Raw genomic sequence first — 17,653 nt, forward strand, 5'->3', positions numbered from 1 at the left:
ACGCCTCACACCGCGGTCGCCAGCACCGCGGCGGCGGCGAAGAACAGCCCGGCGAAGATGCGGCCGGTGATCTGCTGCTGCCGCGGCGAGCGCAGCAACCGCAGCGCGCGGGCGGCGAGGCCGGTATAGCCGGTCATCACGACGGTGTCGACGGCGACCATCGTCGCCGCGATCAGGGCGTACTGCGGCAGCAGCGGGGCGGACGGATTCAGAAACTGGGGCAGCACCGCGAGGATGAAGACGATGGCCTTCGGGTTGCTGATGTTGATCAGGAAGGCCCGCAGGACCAGCGACGCCGCGGTCGAGCGGGTCGTCGTGTCGGTGTCGGTGTCGGTGTGGGCGTCGGTGTCGGTGTCGATGTCGATGGGCGTCGGCGCGGCCTGCCACTGCTGGACCCCGAGATACGCCAGGTACGCCACCCCGAGCCACTTGACGATCGTGAACGCCGTCGTCGACCCGGCCAGCAACGCGCCCAGGCCGGCGGCGACGACGGCGATCTGCAACAGTAGCGCCAGTTGCAGTCCCAGGATGTTCCAGTAGCCGCGCCGGAATCCGTGCCGCAGCCCCGTGGACATCGACGCGATCGCGCCGGCTCCCGGTGACAGGCTGATCGCCCAGCTGGCGCCGAAAAATGCCAACCACATCTGCCACGACACGGGGGAGAAGCTTAGGCTCGCCCGCGCCGCGGCGCGTCGCTGGGTGCTGCTACGAGCCGCCCGAGCCGCTGCCCGACGAGCTGCCGGCCAGACAACTGCCCGGCGGGTCGACCAGCGAGCAGAACGCCTTCGGCATCACCGGCGTGTAGCCGACGGGGACACCGCCGGCAGCGACGATGCCGCGGTAGGTGTCGACGGCGTCGGTGGGGCGCCGGGTGAGCGTCGGATCGATGAGTGCGTCGACGGTGTACAGCCCGAAACGTGGACGGTACGAACCCCACTCGTAGTTGTCGGTGATGGACCAGTAGTTGTAACCGATCACGTCGGCACCGTCGCTTCGGGCCTGCTCGATCCAGTAGATGTGGTCACGCAGATGGTCGGACCGGGTGTAACCGTCCGGGCGGGCCTGCCCGTCGTCGGTCGGCATTCCGTTCTCCACGACGTACAGCGGCATGTCCGGCAGCTTCCGGTGGTAAGCCATGAGCGCGTGGTAGATCCCGTCCGGCTGCGGCACCACGTCGTAGAACCGGTCGGTGGCCGCGGCGATCGCTGAGACGTTGTCGAGCGAGACCCCGTAGTAGTAGTCGATGCCGAGGAAGTCGAGCTTGTCGGTGACCCGGTCGACGAACAGGGTGTCGAGCATGCCGAAGACGGCCGGAATGAACGCGAGGTTGCTGCCGACCCTCGCGGTCGGGTCGAGCTGATGGATGCGGTCGTAGATCGTGCGGTGCGCGCGGGTCATGCCGTCGAACATCTTGTGAACGTCGAGGAGCGAGATTCCACCGAACGTCAACTCGCGCTGCGCGTACGTGGTGGGTTCGTTGAAGGTAATCCAGATCGCGCCGACGTCCCGGTAGCGGTCCACCACCTTTTCTGCGTTGACGAGCCAGTCGTCGGCAGTGCGCGGGTCGGCCCAGCCGCCCCGGTCGGCGATCCAGCCCGGATACACCCAGTGGTCGAGGGTGATCATCGGCGTCATCCCGTGGTCGCGGATCTGCCGGATCACGTCGTCGTAGTACGCGAACTCGGTCTCGTCCCACCGACCCGGCTGTGGTTGCACCCTGGCCCATTCGACTCCGAAGCGGAACACGTCGACACCGAGCGCCGCCGCGTTGTCGATGTCCTCGGCGTAGCGGTGTCGGAAGTCGACCGCATCGCCGATCTTGTCGTGCGTCTTACCCGAGGCCGAGTACCGCGACCAGTTGCTGTCGGGCGACGACCCCTCCGACTGGAACCCGGAGGTGGCCACGCCCCACAGGAAGTCGTCGCCGATCGGGTCCGCCTGAACCGTCGGGGCGGCGAGGAGTGTGAGGGCGAGGGCGACGATCGCGGTGCGCAACGTTGCTTTCATAGGGTCCTTCTCAGAAGACGGCGTCGACGTCGTGCGCGACGATGATGTCCATGCTGTGCTCGGCCAGGGCCGCGATCGTCATCGACGGGTTGCATGCACCGGTGGAACCGGGGATGCGGGCGCCGTCGAGGACGTAGAGCCCCCGCTGCCCGTGCACCCGTCCGGCGTCGTCGCACACGGAGCCGAACGGGGCGCCGCCGAGGGGATGGAAGGTGTTGGTGTCGAAGGCGTTCACGTCGATCGCCGACACCCCGAATCCGGCGCCGACGATCTGCTCGATCCGCGCGCGGATCGCGTCCGTCAGACCCCGGTCGAACGCTTGATTCCACGTCAGTACCGCGTCGTCGCGGCCGGGGTCGTAGTTCCAGACGCCGAGGCCGTCCACGACGCCGTACCCGATCACCGACGTGGTGTGCAGATCCAACGGGAACGGCACCGGCCCGAGGACGATCGTCAGCGCGCCGGCCGGGTTGTCCCAGTCCTTGACGCCGACGCACGCGGGCCCGCCCTGCCATGCGCCGGGACTGTCCGTCGCACGGGTGACCATGAAGATGCGGTCGCCGTTGTTGCCCCATCCGGTGCCGACACCGTCCGGCAGATCGGGAACCAGACTCTTCGCCTTCGCCTTCACGAGCAGGCGTGTGGTACCCGGCGAGCCGGCTCCGAGGAGCAGGGCGTCGGAGGTGATCCGTTTGCGCTCGAGCACCGCGCCGTCGCGTCCGATGCGGTCGCAGTGCACGAACCAGGAGCCGTCCCGGCCGCGTTCGATGTCGGCGACCCGATGAAGCGGCGCCACCTCCACCCGGCCGGTGGCCTCCGCGGCGGCGAGATACGTGACGTCGACGGAGAACTTGCCCCCGTTGTTCACGCCGTAGATGACGTCGCCGGTCGTGTACGACGGGCGCATCTCGCCGCGCAGCTCGCGCCGCGCGAACTCCCAGTCGATCGGCATCGGGACCCGGAACGTGTGCAGGCCCTGTGCGTCCGCCATCTCCACGAACCGGCGCGACGAGCTGTACTGCGGACTGTTCAGCAGGTCGTCGGGGATCGTCGCGATCCGCAGCATGCGCGCCACCCGTGGGTAGTACTCCGAATCCATCTGCGCGAAATCGATACTCGACGACACGGACCGGGCGAAGTTCGCGCCGTTCGGTTGCATCGTCATGCCGTGGTACACCAGCGACCCACCGCCGACGCCGGCCCCGCACAGGATGTCCATCCCGTTCCCGGGAATGCGTTCCATCAGCCCGGTGAACGGCGGAAACACCGCCGGCGGCGCACCCGTCATCACCGGGTGCGGCTGCAGCCACGCCGAGCGCTGGTCGGGGGAGAGCATGCGGGGAAACGTCTCGGCGTTCGGCCCGGTCGGCCACCGGATGCCGCGCTCGAGGACGAGGGTGTCCACGCCGGCCTGCCCGAGATGCATCGCCGCGATCGCCCCACCGAAGCCGCTCCCGATCACGACTGCGCGGCGGCGTTCCTCGGTGACCGGTGTGCGTCGCGCCGGGGCCGCCGCGGCCGACGGGGCAGCGGCCGTCACGGCTGCCACGCCCAGGGTCGCGCCTGCCGCGCCGCCGAGGAACGTGCGCCTGCTCACTCGCGGGGTGGGGCTCGGGTCGGGGATCACGGCAGCTCCCTGCGTTGCGGTGTCGGATGCTGGGTCGACGAGCTCTCGCAGGTGGGGACTCTAGGGTGGACACGTGTCCAGTGGGGTGTCTTTCGGACAAAACGCAGCTCAGGGGTGTCGCTCACCGCGGGCATGGGGCTGTTCGGCGCGCGTGTGGGGCCGGAACGTAAGCAACTTGCACCCATCGCGGATAATCGGTGTGTACCCCTGTTCTCCAGAGAGGACCTCTCATGCTTGCCCGCACCGACCTTCGCGGTCGTACCCCTTCCACCGCTGAGCTTCGAGGCGCCCTGCCCCGCGGCGGAGTGGACGTGGACGCGGTGCTGCATCAGGTCCGGCCCGTCGTCGAGGACATCCGCGACCGCGGTGCCGAGGCCGCGCTCGAGTACGGCGAGAAGTTCGACGGCGTCCGCCCCGCGACGGTCCGCGTCCCGCAGGCCGAACTGGACCGTGCGCTCGCCGAACTCGACGCCGACGTCCGCGCCGCCCTCGAGGTCGCGATCGAGCGGACCCGCAAGGTTCACGCCGATCAGCGCCGTACCGACACGGTCACCGAGGTCGTCCCCGGCGGCACCGTCACCGAGCGCTGGGTCCCGGTCGAGCGCGTCGGTCTGTACGTGCCCGGTGGCAATGCCGTGTACCCGTCGTCCGTCGTGATGAACGTCGTCCCGGCGCAGGCCGCGGGCGTCGAGTCGCTCGTCGTCGCGTCGCCGCCGCAGGCCGCGTTCGGGGGCCTGCCGCACCCGACCATCCTCGCCGCGGCCGCGATGCTCGGCGTCGACGAAGTGTGGGCGGTCGGCGGCGCCCAGGCCGTCGCGCTGCTCACCTACGGTGGCGCCGACACCGACGGTGACGAGCTCGCCCCCGTCGACCTCATCACCGGGCCGGGCAACATCTACGTCACCGCCGCCAAGCGGCTGTGCCGCGGACTGGTCGGCATCGACGCCGAGGCGGGCCCGACGGAGATCGCGATCCTCGCCGACCACACCGCCGACCCCGTGCACGTGGCCGCCGACATGATCAGCCAGGCCGAGCACGACGTCATGGCCGCGAGCGTGCTGGTGACCACCAGCACCGACCTGGCCGACGCCGTCGACGCCGCGCTGGCCGCGCAGCTCGAGGTCACCAAGCATCGCGAGCGCGTCGAGACCGCGCTGCGCGGCAGCCAGTCCGGGACCGTCCTCGTCGACGACATCGCGGCCGGCTTGAAGGTGGTCAACGCGTACGCCGCCGAGCACCTCGAGATCCAGACCGAGGACGCCTCCGCTGTCGCCGCCCGGGTTCGGTCGGCCGGAGCGATCTTCGTGGGTCCGTGGGCGCCGGTGAGTCTCGGCGACTACTGCGCCGGCTCCAACCACGTGCTGCCCACCGCGGGCTGCGCGCGGCACTCGTCGGGTCTGAGCGTCCAGACGTTCCTGCGCGGCATCCACGTGGTCGACTATTCCGAGGCGGCGCTGAAAGATGTTGCCGGTCACGTCATCACGCTCGCCAACGCCGAGGACCTCCCGGCCCACGGCGAGGCCGTGCGTCTGCGGTTCGAGGCACTGAAGTGAGCGCCGGGGTGATCCCCGGATCGGCCGTCGGCATCGACGATCTGCCCATCCGGGACAGTCTGCGTGGTCAGTCTCCGTACGGCGCACCGCAGTTGACGGTGCCGGTGCAGCTCAACACCAACGAGAACCCGCACCCGCCGTCGAAGGCACTCGTCGACGACGTCGCCGAGGCGGTGCGCGCCGCGGCTGCGGACCTGCACCGCTACCCGGACCGGGATGCGGTCGCGTTGCGCACCGACCTGGCCGAGTACATGACCCGCCAGACCGGTGTCGCGCTCGACGTGTCGAATCTGTGGGCCGCCAACGGCTCCAACGAGGTGCTGCAGCAGTTGCTGCAGGCGTTCGGTGGGCCCGGCCGCAGCGCGGTCGGTTTCGTGCCGTCGTACTCGATGCACCCGCTCCTCGTCACCGGCACGCAGACCGAGTGGATCCCCGCGCCACGGCGCGAGGACTTCTCTCTCGACGCCGAGACCGCGGTGCGGGTGATCGAGGATCGCCGTCCCGACGTCGTCTTCGTCACCAGCCCCAACAACCCGACCGGACACAGCATCGGGCTCGAGGACCTGAAGCAGATCCTCGCGGCCGCCCCCGGCATCGTGATCGTGGACGAGGCGTACGCCGAGTTCTCGTCGGTGCCGAGCGCCGTCAGCCTGATCGACGATTTCCCCGCCAAGCTGGTTGTGAGCCGGACGATGAGCAAGGCGTTCGCGTTCGCGGGCGGCCGCCTCGGCTACCTTGTCGCGGCACCGGCGTTCATCGACGCGATGCTGCTGGTCCGCTTGCCGTACCACCTGTCGGTCGTCACGCAGGCGGCCGCCCGCGCCGCGCTGCGGCACGCCGACGAGACACTCGGCAGCGTCGCCGAGCTCGCGTCCGAGCGCGACCGGGTGAGCGCGGAGCTCTCGGCGATGGGCTACACCGTCGTCCCGAGCGACGCGAACTTCATCCTGTTCGGGCTGTTCGAGGACGCCGCCCGGACGTGGCAGCACTACCTCGACGAGGGCGTGCTGATCCGCGATGTCGGCATCCCCGGGCACCTGCGTGCCACCATCGGCCTCGTCGCCGAGAACGACGAACTGCTGCGCGTCAGCAGGAAACTGGCCTCCACCGAATTGAAGGGATCCCGATGAGCGATCGGATCGCACGCGTCGAGCGGACCACCAGGGAGTCGAGCATCGTCGTCGAGCTCAACCTCGACGGCACGGGGAACGTCGCCGTTTCTACAGGAATCCCGTTCTTCGACCACATGCTCACTGCTCTCGGCGCGCACGCCAGCTTCGACCTGACCGTCCAGGCGAAGGGCGACGTCGAGATCGACGCCCACCACACCGTCGAGGACACCTCGATCGTGCTCGGTCAGGCGCTCGGTCAGGCGCTCGGTGACAAGCGAGGCATCCGGCGCTTCGGCGATGCCTTCATTCCGATGGACGAGACCCTCGCACACGCCTCGGTCGACGTCTCCGGGCGACCGTACTGCGTGCACACCGGCGAGCCGGAACACATGCTGCACAGCGTGATCGGTGGCTACCCGGGCGTACCGTACTCGACGGTGATCAACCGGCACGTGTTCGAGTCGATCGCACTCAACGCGCGGATCGCGCTGCACGTGCGCGTGCTGTACGGCCGCGACCAGCACCACATCACCGAGGCCGAGTTCAAGGCCGTGGCCCGCGCGCTGCGTGAGGCCGTCGAGCCGGATCCCCGGGTGTCCGGTGTCCCGTCGACCAAGGGCGCGCTGTAGTGGACACCGTGTTCATCTACATCCTGTTCCTCGCGGCGGGCTTCGCCATCGGTGGCGCGTACGCGATGTGGAAGGTCAACAAGTTGGCGTCGGGTGTGCTGGTTGCCCTTGCGGTACTGGCGGCGGCGTCGGGGATCCTGCGGCTGATCTGATGCGTGAACTCCTGCGAACTCGCGGGATCCTCGTAGCTCTCCTCATGGGTGCCACCACCTTCGGTGGTTGGACGCTGCTGTTGCCGGTGGTGCCGTTGGCGATCGCCGACGGGGGTGGTTCGAGCACTGCGGCCGGAGCGTCGACGGCGGTGTTCATGGCGACCACCGTCGTGACGCAGCTGCGCGTGCCGGCCCTGCTGCGGAGCAGGGGATACCGTGCCGTGCTGGCCGTGGGCTGTGTGCTGCTGGGACTGCCGTCCCTGGGATTCCTGCTCAGCACCGCGACCGCACCGGCACTGGCGATCTCGGCGGTCCGGGGCATCGGATTCGGGATGGTGACGGTCGCCGCGATCGGGTTGCTGGCCGAGTTGGCGCCGCCCAACCTGCTGGGCCGGGTGACCGGTGCCAACGGGGTGGCGGTCGCGGCGTCCCAGATGCTGGTGCTGCCGCTGGGACTCGGCCTCTATCAGGAGGGGCACCACGCCGTGGTGTACCTGCTGGGCACGGTCATCCCGTTGCTGTCCCTGGTGGCGATCTCACGGTTGCCGGTCGTCCCGAATCCCGGGATGCCTGCCGGCCGCAAGGGGCTGCCGGTGCAGGTGCTGCTGGTGCCGTGCCTGGCGATGCTGGTGGTCGCGGCCACCTACGGCGGGGTGTCCTCGCTGCTTCCGATCGCCACCGAGAATCGCGCTGCGGTAGCGGGTTTCGCGCTGTCGGCGTCTGCTGGCGCGATGCTGCTCGGCCGCTACGGCGCAGGTGTGATCGCGGACCGGATCGGTGCGGGCCGGACCATCGTGCCGGCGCTGCTGACCGCCGTGGTGGGCACGGTGCTGCTGGCGTTCGCGGTCGCCGGCCAGGTGGGCGACATCGGCCTCGTAGGCGGTGCCATGATCTTCGGGCTGGGCTTCGGCGCGGTGCAGAACGAGTCGTTGCTGGTGCTGCTCGCGTCGGCGGGTCGGGAGCGGGTCGGGGCGGCCAGCGCGGCCTGGAACATCGCCTACGACGGCGGCACCGGTGTGGGCGCACTGACGCTCGGGGCGGTGGCGACAGCTGCGGGTTATCCACCGGTGTTCGTGGTCGCCGCGGTGGCGGTCGCCGCCGTCGTCCCCGTGGCTACGATCGCTGCGTTGCGGGACCGATAGAGTTCACGCATGACCGCACGCAAGGTTGCCCTCCTCGATTACGGCTCCGGAAATCTGCATTCGGCCCAGCGCGCCCTCGCGCGGACCGGCGCGGAGATCCAGGTGACGTCGGACCCCAAGATCGCGCTCGCAGCCGACGGTCTGGTGGTGCCGGGTGTCGGCGCCTTCGCGGCGTGCATGGAGGGCCTGCTCGGGGTCCGTGGCGACCGGATCATCGGTCAGCGGCTTGCGGGCGGACGTCCGGTGCTGGGCATCTGTGTCGGCATGCAGATCCTGTTCGAGCGGGGCGTCGAGTTCGGTGTCGAGGCCGAGGGCTGCGGCGAATGGCCCGGCACCGTCGAACGCCTCGAGGCCGACGTCTTGCCGCACATGGGCTGGAACACCGTCGAGGCCCCCGAGGACAGCACGCTGTTCGCCGGCATGGATGCGGACACCCGCTTCTACTTCGTCCACTCGTACGGCGTGCGGACGTGGGAACTGCCGCCGTCGGACATCATCGCCCCGCCCAAGCTGACATGGGCCGAGCATGGGGACCGGTTCCTCGCCGCCGTCGAGAACGGTGCGCTGTCGGCCACCCAGTTCCACCCCGAGAAGTCCGGTGACGCCGGCGCACAACTGCTGGAGAACTGGGTCCGCGCCCTGTGACCCGTTCCCCGGGAGAGGACTCGGGCGCGCGGCTGTCCATTGCTCGGCTCGCGCTTTCGGTCATGGGCGCGGCGACGACCGTGCTGGTCGCCGTCGTGGTGGTGATCGTGGTGCTGCGCCCGGGGCCGGTCGCGGGGCTGGTGATCGCGCTGGTCGGGGTCGCTACCGCGGTCGCGGCGATGGGTGTGGTTTCCACGCGAATGGTCCGTCGATCGTTCGGGCCGGAGGACGATGGCCGCGGCCGTCGATCGTGATGTCGCGACGGTGTCGACCGTGCGTTCGGTCGCAGCGGAGCCAGGCACTAGAGTGGGCGCAGTGAGCCTGGTCCTTTTGCCTGCTGTAGATGTCGCCAACGGTGAAGCTGTTCGCCTCGTTCAGGGAGAGGCGGGGAGCGAGACCAGTTATGGTGCGCCCCGCGACGCCGCCCTGGCGTGGCAGAACGACGGTGCCGAGTGGGTGCACCTGGTCGATCTCGACGCCGCGTTCGGTCGCGGCTCCAACCGTGAGCTGCTCGCCGCGGTCGTCGGCGAACTCGACGTCAAGGTCGAGCTGTCCGGCGGAATCCGCGACGACGACACCCTCGAGGCGGCACTCGCGACCGGCTGCGCGCGCGTCAACCTGGGCACCGCCGCGGTGGAGAACCCGGACTGGTGTGCCCGCGCCATCGCCAAGCACGGCGAGCGCATCGCGGTCGGACTCGACGTCAAGCTGATCGACGGCGACTACCGCCTGCGCGGCCGCGGCTGGGTCTCCGACGGCGGCGACCTGTGGGAGGTCCTCGAGCGCCTCAACCGCGACGGTTGCTCGCGTTACGTCGTCACCGACGTGAGCAAGGACGGCACTCTCACCGGCCCGAACCTCGAGCTGCTCAGCGCCGTGTGCGCGGCCACCGATGCACCGGTCGTCGCCTCCGGTGGCGTCTCGACCATTGCCGACCTCGAGGCCATCGCCGGTCTCGTGGGTGAGGGCGTCGAGGGTTCGATCGTCGGGAAGGCGCTCTACGCAGGACGATTCACTCTGCCCGAGGCCCTCGCCGCGGTTTCACGCTAGGAACTTCCGACGCAATGAGCCTGTCCCGGGATCCACTCGAGCTACTCGCCATCGCGAGCGATGTCCTCGACGGTGCCCGGGACCGGTTCGTTGTGGGACTGGGGGCGCCGAGCGCGGTGAGTAAGGGCCCCAAGGACTTTGCGACCGCCGTCGATCTCGAGCTCGAGAAGTCGGTGTCCGCCGAGCTCGAGCGTCGCACCGGGATCGAGGTGCACGGTGAGGAGTTCGGTGGGCCGGAGCTCGCCGAGGGCGACGTCTGGATCCTCGATCCGATCGACGGTACTTTCAACTACTCGGCCGGCCTGCCGACGGCGGGCATGCTGCTCGCACTGCTGCACGACGGTGTTCCCGTGCTGGGGCTGACGTGGCTGCCGCTGACCGGCGAACGGTTCGCTGCCGCCGCAGGCGGTCCGGTCACCCGCAACGGGCTTGCGCTGCCGCGGCTCGAGCGCAGTGCGCTGTCGGACGCGATGATCGGCTTCGGTGCGTTCAACGTCGACAGCCGCGGCCGGATTCCGGGGACGTACCGGTTCGAACTGCTCGGTCAGCTCAGTCGGGCGTCGTCGAGGCTCCGCATGCAGGGCTCGACGGGCGCCGATCTCGCGTACACGGCCGCCGGAATTCTCGGCGGTGCGGTCGTGTTCGGTCACCACGTGTGGGACAACGCGGCCGGGGTCGCGCTGGTGCGTGCGGCCGGTGGCGTCGTGACGGATCTGCGTGGCGACGACTGGCACGTCGGATCGCGGTCGCTGCTCGCCGCCGCGCCCGGCGTGCACGGCGAACTGCTCGACATTCTCCACTCTCTGGGTGACCCGGAGAAGCGGCCTGAAGGAGGTCCACAACAATGACTTTGGCTGTTCGAGTGATTCCCTGCCTCGACGTCGACGCGGGTCGTGTCGTCAAGGGCGTGAACTTCGAGAACCTGCGTGACGCAGGCGATCCCGTCGAACTGGCGGCCACCTACGACGCGCAGGGGGCCGACGAGTTGACCTTCCTCGACGTCACCGCGTCCAGCGGCGACCGCGGCACGATGCTCGACGTCGTGACCCGTACTGCCGAGCAGGTGTTCATCCCGCTGACCGTCGGCGGCGGCGTCCGTACCGTCGAGGACGTCGACCGGTTGCTCCGCGCCGGCGCCGACAAGGTCAGCGTCAACACCGCGGCGATCGCCCGTCCGGAGGTGCTGCGGGAGATGTCGGAGCGGTTCGGTTCGCAGTGCATCGTGCTGTCGGTCGACGCCCGCACCGTCCCGGAGGGACAGGCGCCGACGCCGTCGGGCTGGGAGGTCACCACACACGGTGGCAAGCGCGGCACCGGTATCGACGCCGTCGAGTGGGCCATCCGCGGCGCCGAGCTGGGTGTGGGGGAGATCCTGCTCAACTCGATGGACGCCGACGGCACGAAGGCCGGCTTCGACCTGACGATGATCCGTGCCGTCCGCGCCGCCGTCCACGTGCCGGTGATCGCGAGCGGAGGCGCGGGGGCCGTCGAGCACTTCGCGCCTGCCGTCGAGGCCGGTGCCGACGCGGTCCTCGCGGCCAGCGTCTTCCACTTCGGGGACATGACGATCGGGGACGTCAAGGCATCCATGCGGGCCGAGGGCCTCGTCGTCCGCTAGGCCTCGAGCCGAACCGAGTACCGCACGGCGGGGCGGCCCGCGCCGCTGGCCACGGTGCCGACCGGTTGTGCCAGCCCGGCTCGTTCGAGCTGCTTCAACGTCCGTCGCGCGGAGCGCGGCTCGATCCCGAGTGCCGTCGCCACATCGGCGGCGGTGACCTCGTTGTCGGGGTGCGCCGCGACCGCGGCTTCGAGCTTCACCAGCGTGGCACGGGAGAGACCTGCACGTCGGGCGGCGACGTGCAGGCTCAGCGGCTCCTCGGTCCGGCGGTCCCCTGCCGCGGTCTCGGTGATCACGAAGTCCCGCCCGGAGCCGACCGAGACGATCGCGGCGAAAGGTCCTGCGGTACGGCAGCGTTCGACGGCTCTTCGGGCAAGGGCCTCGGCGTCTGCAGCCGAACGGCCCACGCCGAGTCCGATCCGGACCCAGTTGTGACGTTCGGCGAGCTGCTCGAGCAGCGGCATGACGGTCCAGTCGCACGTGTGCTGCGCCAGCACACCGCGGGTGCTCACCAGTATGTAACTGCCGTTTCCGGTGGGAAACACGCTGCCTGCCAAGGCTCGGGCGTCGTCGGCCAGGCGGTCGTCGGGTTCGGGGAGCTCGATCATGCCGAGCACCACCTGCGCGTCGGACGAGATACGCCCTGCCAGTTCCATCGTCACGGTCTCGAGCGCGGTGCGCACCGAGGCGATGGCGGGTGCCAACCGGATTGCGTAGACGTCGTCTCGGATCAACTCGTACACCGAGCGGACGCACGTGATCGCCACCGAGCCGGGACGTGTCCGCGCGTGTTCGCGATGGAACGCCGCGAGCCGCTCTGCGTCGATCCCGTTGCGGTACTCCAGAGTTGCGACGTCGTCGGTGGCGATGCCGACGTGGGTGAGGCTTTCGACCACGAGCGGCCGCGCCAGGGTGTCGATCGAGATGTGGGCGGGGTCGTGGCCGGCGGACATCAGTTCCACCAAGGCGCCGTACAGGGTCGCTCCCGTGTAGTCGATGTAGGTCGCGGGCTTGGTGATCGCTCCGCAGGCCTGAGCCAGCGTGTACGGGATGACCCCGGTGAACAGCAGAGCGTCGACCTCGGGGTGTTCGGCGATCACCTCGACGGCCTGTGCCTCGTGGCGGTAGGTCAGGGGTACGACCACATGGTCGGCGAACTCCACGGTGGCCACCCGTCGGACCAACGACACCAGATCGGACGGCCCGACGACCCCGATCCGATACGCGTGCTCAGCATTCGACGACATTGACGGCAAGCCCCCCCAGTGATGTTTCCTTGTACTTGGACTGCATGTCCGCTCCAGTTTCGCGCATGGTCTTGATGACAGTGTCCAGGCTGACGCGATGTGTTCCGTCACCGGCCAGGGCGATTCGCGCGGCATTGATCGACTTGACGGCCCCCACAGCGTTCCGCTCGATACAGGGGATCTGAACGAACCCGCCGACCGGATCACAGGTGAGACCCAGGTTGTGCTCCATCGCGATCTCGGCGGCGTTCTCCACCTGGGCGGGTGTGCCACCGAGCAACTCGCACAGTGCGCCGGCCGCCATCGAGCACGCCGAACCGACTTCACCCTGGCAGCCGACCTCGGCACCGGAGATGGACGCATTGTCCTTGTAGAGCGCGCCGATCGCGGCCGCCGTGAGCAGGAAGCGTCGGATTCCCTCGGCGTCCGCCCCGGGAACGAAGCGATCGTAGTAGTGCAGGACGGCGGGGATGATGCCCGCGGCTCCGTTCGTCGGGGCGGTGACCACACGCCCTCCAGCCGCGTTCTCCTCGTTCACGGCCATCGCGAAGGCGTTCACCCAGTCCAGACGGTGCAGCGGATCGTGTCCGGCGTCGGCTTCGAGCCGGCGTCTCAAGTCCGGGGCGCGGCGGCGGACGCCCAACGACCCGGGCAGCCGGCCGTCGGTCCTGAGCCCGGCCTCGACGCTCTCCTGCATGGCGGACCAGATGCGGTCGAGGCCGGCGTCGATGTCGGACCCGGGCCGAAGGGCGTGTTCGTTGGCCCGGACGAGAGCACTGACGGGCAGCCGTGTTTCGGCGGCGCGAGTGAACAGTTCGTCACCGGAGCCGAAGGGGTGGGGTACCTCCGGCTCGGGGTCGTTCGGACACCGTGCTCCGGCCTCGGTGACGAATCCGCCGCCGATCGAGTAGTAGATCCGTTCGTGCCGTGACCCGTCTGCGAACTCGGCGGTCAGCATCATCGCATTGGGGTGCCCCGGCAGCCGGGTACCTCCGTCGAGGACGAGGTCGGCGGTCACGAAAGGGATGCGGTGCCGTCCGGCCAGGGTGATCGAGCCGCTGTCCGCGACGGCTGCCTGCCACCGCGCCGGCAGGTGCGGGTCGACCGTCTCCGGGTCGGCGCCGCGGAGTCCGGCGAGCACTGCCCGGTCCGAGCCGTGTCCGTGGCCGGTGGCACCGAGGGAGCCGCAGAGCAGGACGCGTATCCGCCGTACCCGTTCGAGGTCGCCGGCCGTCTCGAGTTCGGCCACGAACCTCCGTGCGGCCCGCATCGGGCCCACGGTGTGCGAGCTCGACGGGCCGATCCCGATCGAGAACAGGTCGAACACGCTGACGGTCACGGTTCCTAGGTTCCTTCCGGTTGTGCTTGACACCACACGTGACCATTATTACGGTCCTGACCGAAATAAGTCCATCTGGAGAAGGGCCGGTTGATGTTCGTCGATGAGAAGGATCTCGAGCAGGAGCTGAGTAGGCCGAGCACGGGGCTGGTGGAAGATGCCGCCTCGTGGGAGGGCGACGTAATTGTGCTGGGTGCAGGCGGAAAGATCGGGTCGGGCGTAGCGACGATGGCTCGTCGCGCACTGGACGAGGCGGGCCGTGACGACGTGCGGGTGCTGGCTGTGTCGCGCTGGACGGACGTCGAAGCACGCGCACGCCTCGACGCCACCGGCGTAGAAACGGTCATAGCCGATTTGTCGGATCCGGCGACCGTGGACGAGCTGCCGGACGCAGCCAACGTGGTGTTCCTGGTGGGGGCGAAGTTCGGTACATCCACCAACTCCGACGAGGCCTGGATGACCAACACCGTGCTCCCGGCGTACGTTGCGCGGCGCTACGCCCGGTCACGGATCACCGCGTTGTCGACCGGCAACGTCTACCCGATGACGTCGCCGATGAGCGGTGGCCCGGTCGAGACGGACGAGACCGGACCGGTCGGGGAGTACGCCATCACGTGTCGTGGTCGCGAGCAGGTCTTCACCCACGGTGCCCGGACGCGCGGCACCCGGGTCGCGCTGGTCCGACTCAACTATGCGTGCGAACCCCGGTACGGCGTCGTCGCCGACATCGCACGCCGGGTGCACTCAGGGGAACCCGTCGACCTGTCCATCGGCGTGGTGAACGTGGTGTGGCAGCGCTACACCAACGAGGTCGTCCTGCGTGCGCTCGGACACGCGGACACCGCGCCGTTCCTCCTCAACCTCACCGGACCGGAGACGGCCTCGGTACGGACCATCGCCATGCAACTCGGTGAGAAGCTCGGTGTCGAGCCGGTCTTCGTCGGCGCCGAAGGGGAGACCAGTCTGCTCAACAACGCCTCCAAGTGTCACACCCTGTTCGGATACCCCGACCGCACCCTGGGCCACCTGATCGACATGCAGGTCGCCTGGATCATCGCCGGCGGGACCCTGTGGAACAAGCCCACCAAGTTCGAGCGGCGGGACGGAAAGTTCTGATGACACAGTCACTGTCGGACGTGAAGTCCGCATTCCTGCACGCGGGTACCGTCATTCCCGCCCATCCCCTCGCGCTCGACTCCGCGCGGACCCTCGACGAGCGGCGGCAGCGAGCACTGACGCGGTACTACATCGACGCCGGCGTCGGAGGCGTCGCCGTCGGCGTGCACACCACTCAGTTCGAGATCCGCCGGCCGGAGATCGGTCTGTTGCGGCCGGTGCTCGAGCTCGCCGCCGAGGAAATGGACGCCCGGGTCGGCGACCGCCCGTTCCTGCGGATCGCGGGGGTCGCCGGTCCCACCCGTCAGGCCGTCGCCGAGGCGGAGTTGGCCCGCGACCTCGGCTACGACGCCGTACTCGTATCGCCCGGCGGTCTCGCCGACGAAGACGTGGAGTATCTGCTCGACCGTTCCGCCGCCGTCGGCGAGGTGCTGCCCGTCATCGGGTTCTATCTGCAGGAGGCAGTCGGCGGACGCTACCTGCCACAGGAGTATTGGCGCCGGTTCGCGGACCAGCAGTCCACCGTCGCGGTCAAGGCGGCACCCTTCGATCGCTACCGGACACTCGAACTGGTGCAGGGGATCGTCGACTCGGACCGCGGCGCGGATGTGGCTCTGTACACCGGCAACGACGACAACATCGTCGCGGACCTACTCACACCGTTCGACCTGCAGGGACCGGCCGGACCGGTGACCCGCCGTTTCGTCGGCGGCCTGCTCGGGCACTGGGCCGTGTGGACCCGGTCCGCGGTGGACCTGCACGAGCTCGTCCAGAAGGCATGGGCGGGTGACGAACCCGCGCGGGTCCGGGCGATGTCGATGGCCGCCGCCGTAACCGACGCGAACGCCGCGGTGTTCGACGTGCGCAACAACTTCGCCGGCGTCATCGCGGGCGTGCACGAGGTGCTTCGCCGCCAGGGCCTCCTCGAGGGGATCTGGTGTCTCGACCCGGCCGAGGGCCTGTCGATCGGCCAGGCCGATCAACTGACCAGAATGGTCGACGCGTACGAGTGGCTGCGCGCCGAGGACGGCTTCATCGCCGCAGGACTCGAAGGATGGTTGTCATGAGCTCAGCTACGGTCGACACGTCCGCCGCTCCACCCGACGAGCAGAAGGCCGCGCGCGCCAAGAAGGCAGTGTTCGGTGCCTGGCTGGGGTTCTACGTCGATCTGTTCGACATCTACCTGCCGGTCATCGTCCTCGCGCCGGCCTCGGTGTACTTCCAGGCCACCGGCGCGTCGGCGGGCACGATCGCGCTGATCAACGGGTCCGTGTTCGCCGCGACCCTGATCGGCAGGCCCCTGGGCGCCATGCTGTTCGGGCACTTGGCCGACAAGTTCGGCCGTCGCAGGATCACGGTGGTCTCGGTGACCGGATTCGGCGTGACCACCATGGCCATCGGATTGCTGCCCGGCTATCAGCAGATCGGCATTCTGGCCGTCATCCTGCTGATCGCGCTGCGCTTCATCGACGGCGTGTTCCTCGGCGGCGAGTACACCTCCGCCACCCCCACCGCGCTCGAACAGAGCGCGAAGGAACGCCGCGGCCTCAACGGCGCGATCATCTCGACCGGTTTCCCCCTCGCGTACTGCTCGATCGCGCTCATCACGCTCGGCCTGCTGCAGATCATGCCGGCCCAGGGCATCGACTCCGCCTACGTCCAATGGGGTTGGCGTATCCCGTTCTTCGTCGGCGCGGTGCTGTCGGTGGGTTTCGCGATCTGGTACTCGCGCAACGTCGAGGACAGCGAGGAGTGGCAGCAGTCGGAGAAGGTCAAGACGCCGCTCCTCGAGCTCTTCAAGGGACGGTCGGGCCGCGACTTTCTTCAGGTGTTCGTGCTCACCACCGGCCTGTGGTTCACCAGCTACATGCTGACCACGGTGTTGCCGGGCCTGATGAAGAGTGAGGCCAAGCTGAGCCCCAACTCGACGACCCTCGCCCTGGTGATCGCGAACGCGATCGTGGTGGCCGTCTACATGGGCAGTGGTCTGCTCTCGCAGAAGGTCGGCCGGCGGCCGATGCTGATCGCAGGTGGGTTGCTGTGCATGTTCGTCGCGCCGATCCCGTACTCCCTCATCGCGTCGGGCAACGTGCAGACGTTCGGCTCCGTACTGGTCCTACTGATTTCGGTGACCGTGCTGATCAGTGTCCCGTGGGGATGCCTGACGACGTACTTGACCGAGCGCTTCACCCTGGGCGTCCGCGCGTCGGGCTACGGACTGGGGTACTCGCTGGGCATGGTCATTCCCGCGTTCTACGCGTACATCCAGAGTGGGCTGTCGACGTTCATGCCCCTGCCGTACACCGCCGTCGTCCTGCTGTGCTTCGGTGGGTTGCTCACCGTGGTGGGTGCGGTGCTCAGCCCGGAGACCCGCGACGTCGACATGAACTGACCCGACACCGCCGAAGGAGATTGC

At 69.0% G+C, this 17,653-nt stretch carries 18 protein-coding genes; 13 read left to right on the plus strand and 5 right to left on the minus strand.

The features are described 5' to 3' along the window. Nucleotides 1-5 precede the first annotated feature (5 nt). Genes AC1RIF_RS24070 through AC1RIF_RS24080 form a run of 3 tightly spaced genes read right to left on the minus strand, consistent with a single transcriptional unit; the run spans nt 6 to nt 3,634 of the window. Nucleotides 6-656: a LysE family transporter gene (locus AC1RIF_RS24070; protein ID WP_492603899.1), complete on the minus strand. Its 651-nt coding sequence runs from the start codon at nt 654-656 to the stop codon at nt 6-8. 49 nt (nt 657-705) lie between these two features. After that, nucleotides 706-2,007 carry a glycoside hydrolase family 1 protein gene (locus AC1RIF_RS24075; protein ID WP_492603900.1) on the minus strand — a complete coding sequence of 434 codons (1,302 nt, stop codon included), beginning with the start codon at nt 2,005-2,007 and terminating at the stop codon, nt 706-708. A 10-nt stretch (nt 2,008-2,017) separates the two neighbouring features. Continuing rightward, nucleotides 2,018-3,634 carry a GMC oxidoreductase gene (locus tag AC1RIF_RS24080; RefSeq protein WP_492603901.1) on the minus strand — a complete coding sequence of 539 codons (1,617 nt, stop codon included), beginning with the start codon at nt 3,632-3,634 and terminating at the stop codon, nt 2,018-2,020. A 230-nt stretch (nt 3,635-3,864) separates the two neighbouring features. Here AC1RIF_RS24080 and hisD point away from each other — a divergent pair, with 230 nt between their 5' ends. The 10 genes from hisD to hisF all read left to right on the plus strand — a co-directional run bounded on the left by hisD (nt 3,865) and on the right by hisF (nt 11,535). Further along, complete coding sequence (gene hisD, locus AC1RIF_RS24085; protein ID WP_492603902.1) at nt 3,865-5,187, plus strand: histidinol dehydrogenase; 1,323 nt, start codon at nt 3,865-3,867, stop codon at nt 5,185-5,187. Next, nucleotides 5,184-6,317 (plus strand): histidinol-phosphate transaminase, encoded by a 1,134-nt coding sequence (locus tag AC1RIF_RS24090; protein ID WP_492603903.1) that lies wholly within the window; start codon nt 5,184-5,186, stop codon nt 6,315-6,317. Before hisD ends, AC1RIF_RS24090 begins: the two co-directional genes overlap by 4 nt. Continuing rightward, complete coding sequence (gene hisB, locus AC1RIF_RS24095; RefSeq protein WP_492603904.1) at nt 6,314-6,928, plus strand: imidazoleglycerol-phosphate dehydratase HisB; 615 nt, start codon at nt 6,314-6,316, stop codon at nt 6,926-6,928. Before AC1RIF_RS24090 ends, hisB begins: the two co-directional genes overlap by 4 nt. Further along, the gene (locus AC1RIF_RS24100; protein ID WP_492603905.1) at nt 6,928-7,080 is read left to right on the plus strand and encodes a CG2302 family histidine operon protein; all 153 of its coding nucleotides are present in this window, start codon (nt 6,928-6,930) and stop codon (nt 7,078-7,080) included. The genes hisB and AC1RIF_RS24100 overlap by 1 nt, the downstream gene beginning before the upstream one ends. Continuing rightward, entirely contained in the window at nt 7,080-8,222 is a 1,143-nt protein-coding gene (locus AC1RIF_RS24105; RefSeq protein ID WP_492603906.1) for an MFS transporter, read from the plus strand. The genes AC1RIF_RS24100 and AC1RIF_RS24105 overlap by 1 nt, the downstream gene beginning before the upstream one ends. A gap of 9 nt (nt 8,223-8,231) precedes the next feature. Beyond that, nucleotides 8,232-8,867, plus strand: coding sequence for an imidazole glycerol phosphate synthase subunit HisH (gene hisH / locus AC1RIF_RS24110; RefSeq protein WP_492603907.1), 636 nt, complete (start codon nt 8,232-8,234; stop codon nt 8,865-8,867). Continuing rightward, entirely contained in the window at nt 8,864-9,121 is a 258-nt protein-coding gene (locus tag AC1RIF_RS24115; RefSeq protein ID WP_492603908.1) for a hypothetical protein, read from the plus strand. Before hisH ends, AC1RIF_RS24115 begins: the two co-directional genes overlap by 4 nt. 61 nt (nt 9,122-9,182) lie before the next feature. Beyond that, entirely contained in the window at nt 9,183-9,917 is a 735-nt protein-coding gene (gene priA / locus AC1RIF_RS24120) for a bifunctional 1-(5-phosphoribosyl)-5-((5-phosphoribosylamino)methylideneamino)imidazole-4-carboxamide isomerase/phosphoribosylanthranilate isomerase PriA (protein WP_492603909.1), read from the plus strand. Between the two features lie 14 nt (nt 9,918-9,931). Continuing rightward, the gene (locus AC1RIF_RS24125; protein WP_492603910.1) at nt 9,932-10,765 is read left to right on the plus strand and encodes an inositol monophosphatase family protein; all 834 of its coding nucleotides are present in this window, start codon (nt 9,932-9,934) and stop codon (nt 10,763-10,765) included. Continuing rightward, nucleotides 10,762-11,535, plus strand: a complete 774-nt coding sequence (hisF, locus tag AC1RIF_RS24130) for an imidazole glycerol phosphate synthase subunit HisF (protein ID WP_492603911.1) — start codon at nt 10,762-10,764, stop codon at nt 11,533-11,535. Before AC1RIF_RS24125 ends, hisF begins: the two co-directional genes overlap by 4 nt. On the opposite strand, the gene AC1RIF_RS24135 is transcribed toward hisF, so the two are convergent. Further along, entirely contained in the window at nt 11,532-12,782 is a 1,251-nt protein-coding gene (locus AC1RIF_RS24135; RefSeq protein WP_492603912.1) for a helix-turn-helix domain-containing protein, read from the minus strand. The genes hisF and AC1RIF_RS24135 overlap by 4 nt on opposite strands. Further along, nucleotides 12,766-14,121, minus strand: a complete 1,356-nt coding sequence (locus AC1RIF_RS24140) for an L-serine ammonia-lyase (RefSeq protein WP_492603913.1) — start codon at nt 14,119-14,121, stop codon at nt 12,766-12,768. Before AC1RIF_RS24140 ends, AC1RIF_RS24135 begins: the two co-directional genes overlap by 17 nt. A 93-nt stretch (nt 14,122-14,214) precedes the next feature. Between AC1RIF_RS24140 and AC1RIF_RS24145 the strand changes: the two genes are divergently transcribed. From AC1RIF_RS24145 to AC1RIF_RS24155, 3 genes are read left to right on the plus strand one after another with little or no spacing between them, the layout of a single operon-like run. Then, the gene (locus tag AC1RIF_RS24145; protein ID WP_492603914.1) at nt 14,215-15,237 is read left to right on the plus strand and encodes an NAD-dependent epimerase/dehydratase family protein; all 1,023 of its coding nucleotides are present in this window, start codon (nt 14,215-14,217) and stop codon (nt 15,235-15,237) included. Then, nucleotides 15,237-16,304, plus strand: a complete 1,068-nt coding sequence (locus AC1RIF_RS24150) for a dihydrodipicolinate synthase family protein (protein ID WP_492603915.1) — start codon at nt 15,237-15,239, stop codon at nt 16,302-16,304. The genes AC1RIF_RS24145 and AC1RIF_RS24150 overlap by 1 nt, the downstream gene beginning before the upstream one ends. Then, complete coding sequence (locus AC1RIF_RS24155; RefSeq protein WP_492603916.1) at nt 16,301-17,629, plus strand: MFS transporter; 1,329 nt, start codon at nt 16,301-16,303, stop codon at nt 17,627-17,629. The genes AC1RIF_RS24150 and AC1RIF_RS24155 overlap by 4 nt, the downstream gene beginning before the upstream one ends. The last annotated feature ends 24 nt before the right edge of the window (nt 17,630-17,653 follow it).

The sequence above is a fragment of the Prescottella sp. GW823-FHT02E09 genome, from assembly GCF_058797375.1.

Excerpts from the sequence above, each read along its gene's own strand:
- AC1RIF_RS24150 (WP_492603915.1), top strand. The coding sequence starts at position 15,237 with ATGACACAGTCACTGTCGGACGTGAAGTCCGCATTCCTGCACGCGGGT.
- AC1RIF_RS24105 (WP_492603906.1), top strand. The coding sequence starts at position 7,080 with ATGCGTGAACTCCTGCGAACTCGCGGGATCCTCGTAGCTCTCCTCATG.
- AC1RIF_RS24155 (WP_492603916.1), top strand. The coding sequence starts at position 16,301 with ATGAGCTCAGCTACGGTCGACACGTCCGCCGCTCCACCCGACGAGCAG.
- AC1RIF_RS24145 (WP_492603914.1), top strand. The coding sequence starts at position 14,215 with ATGTTCGTCGATGAGAAGGATCTCGAGCAGGAGCTGAGTAGGCCGAGC.
- hisH (WP_492603907.1), top strand. The coding sequence starts at position 8,232 with ATGACCGCACGCAAGGTTGCCCTCCTCGATTACGGCTCCGGAAATCTG.
- AC1RIF_RS24135 (WP_492603912.1), bottom strand. The coding sequence starts at position 12,782 with ATGTCGTCGAATGCTGAGCACGCGTATCGGATCGGGGTCGTCGGGCCG.
- AC1RIF_RS24075 (WP_492603900.1), bottom strand. The coding sequence starts at position 2,007 with ATGAAAGCAACGTTGCGCACCGCGATCGTCGCCCTCGCCCTCACACTC.
- hisB (WP_492603904.1), top strand. The coding sequence starts at position 6,314 with ATGAGCGATCGGATCGCACGCGTCGAGCGGACCACCAGGGAGTCGAGC.
- hisD (WP_492603902.1), top strand. The coding sequence starts at position 3,865 with ATGCTTGCCCGCACCGACCTTCGCGGTCGTACCCCTTCCACCGCTGAG.
- hisF (WP_492603911.1), top strand. The coding sequence starts at position 10,762 with ATGACTTTGGCTGTTCGAGTGATTCCCTGCCTCGACGTCGACGCGGGT.
- AC1RIF_RS24125 (WP_492603910.1), top strand. The coding sequence starts at position 9,932 with ATGAGCCTGTCCCGGGATCCACTCGAGCTACTCGCCATCGCGAGCGAT.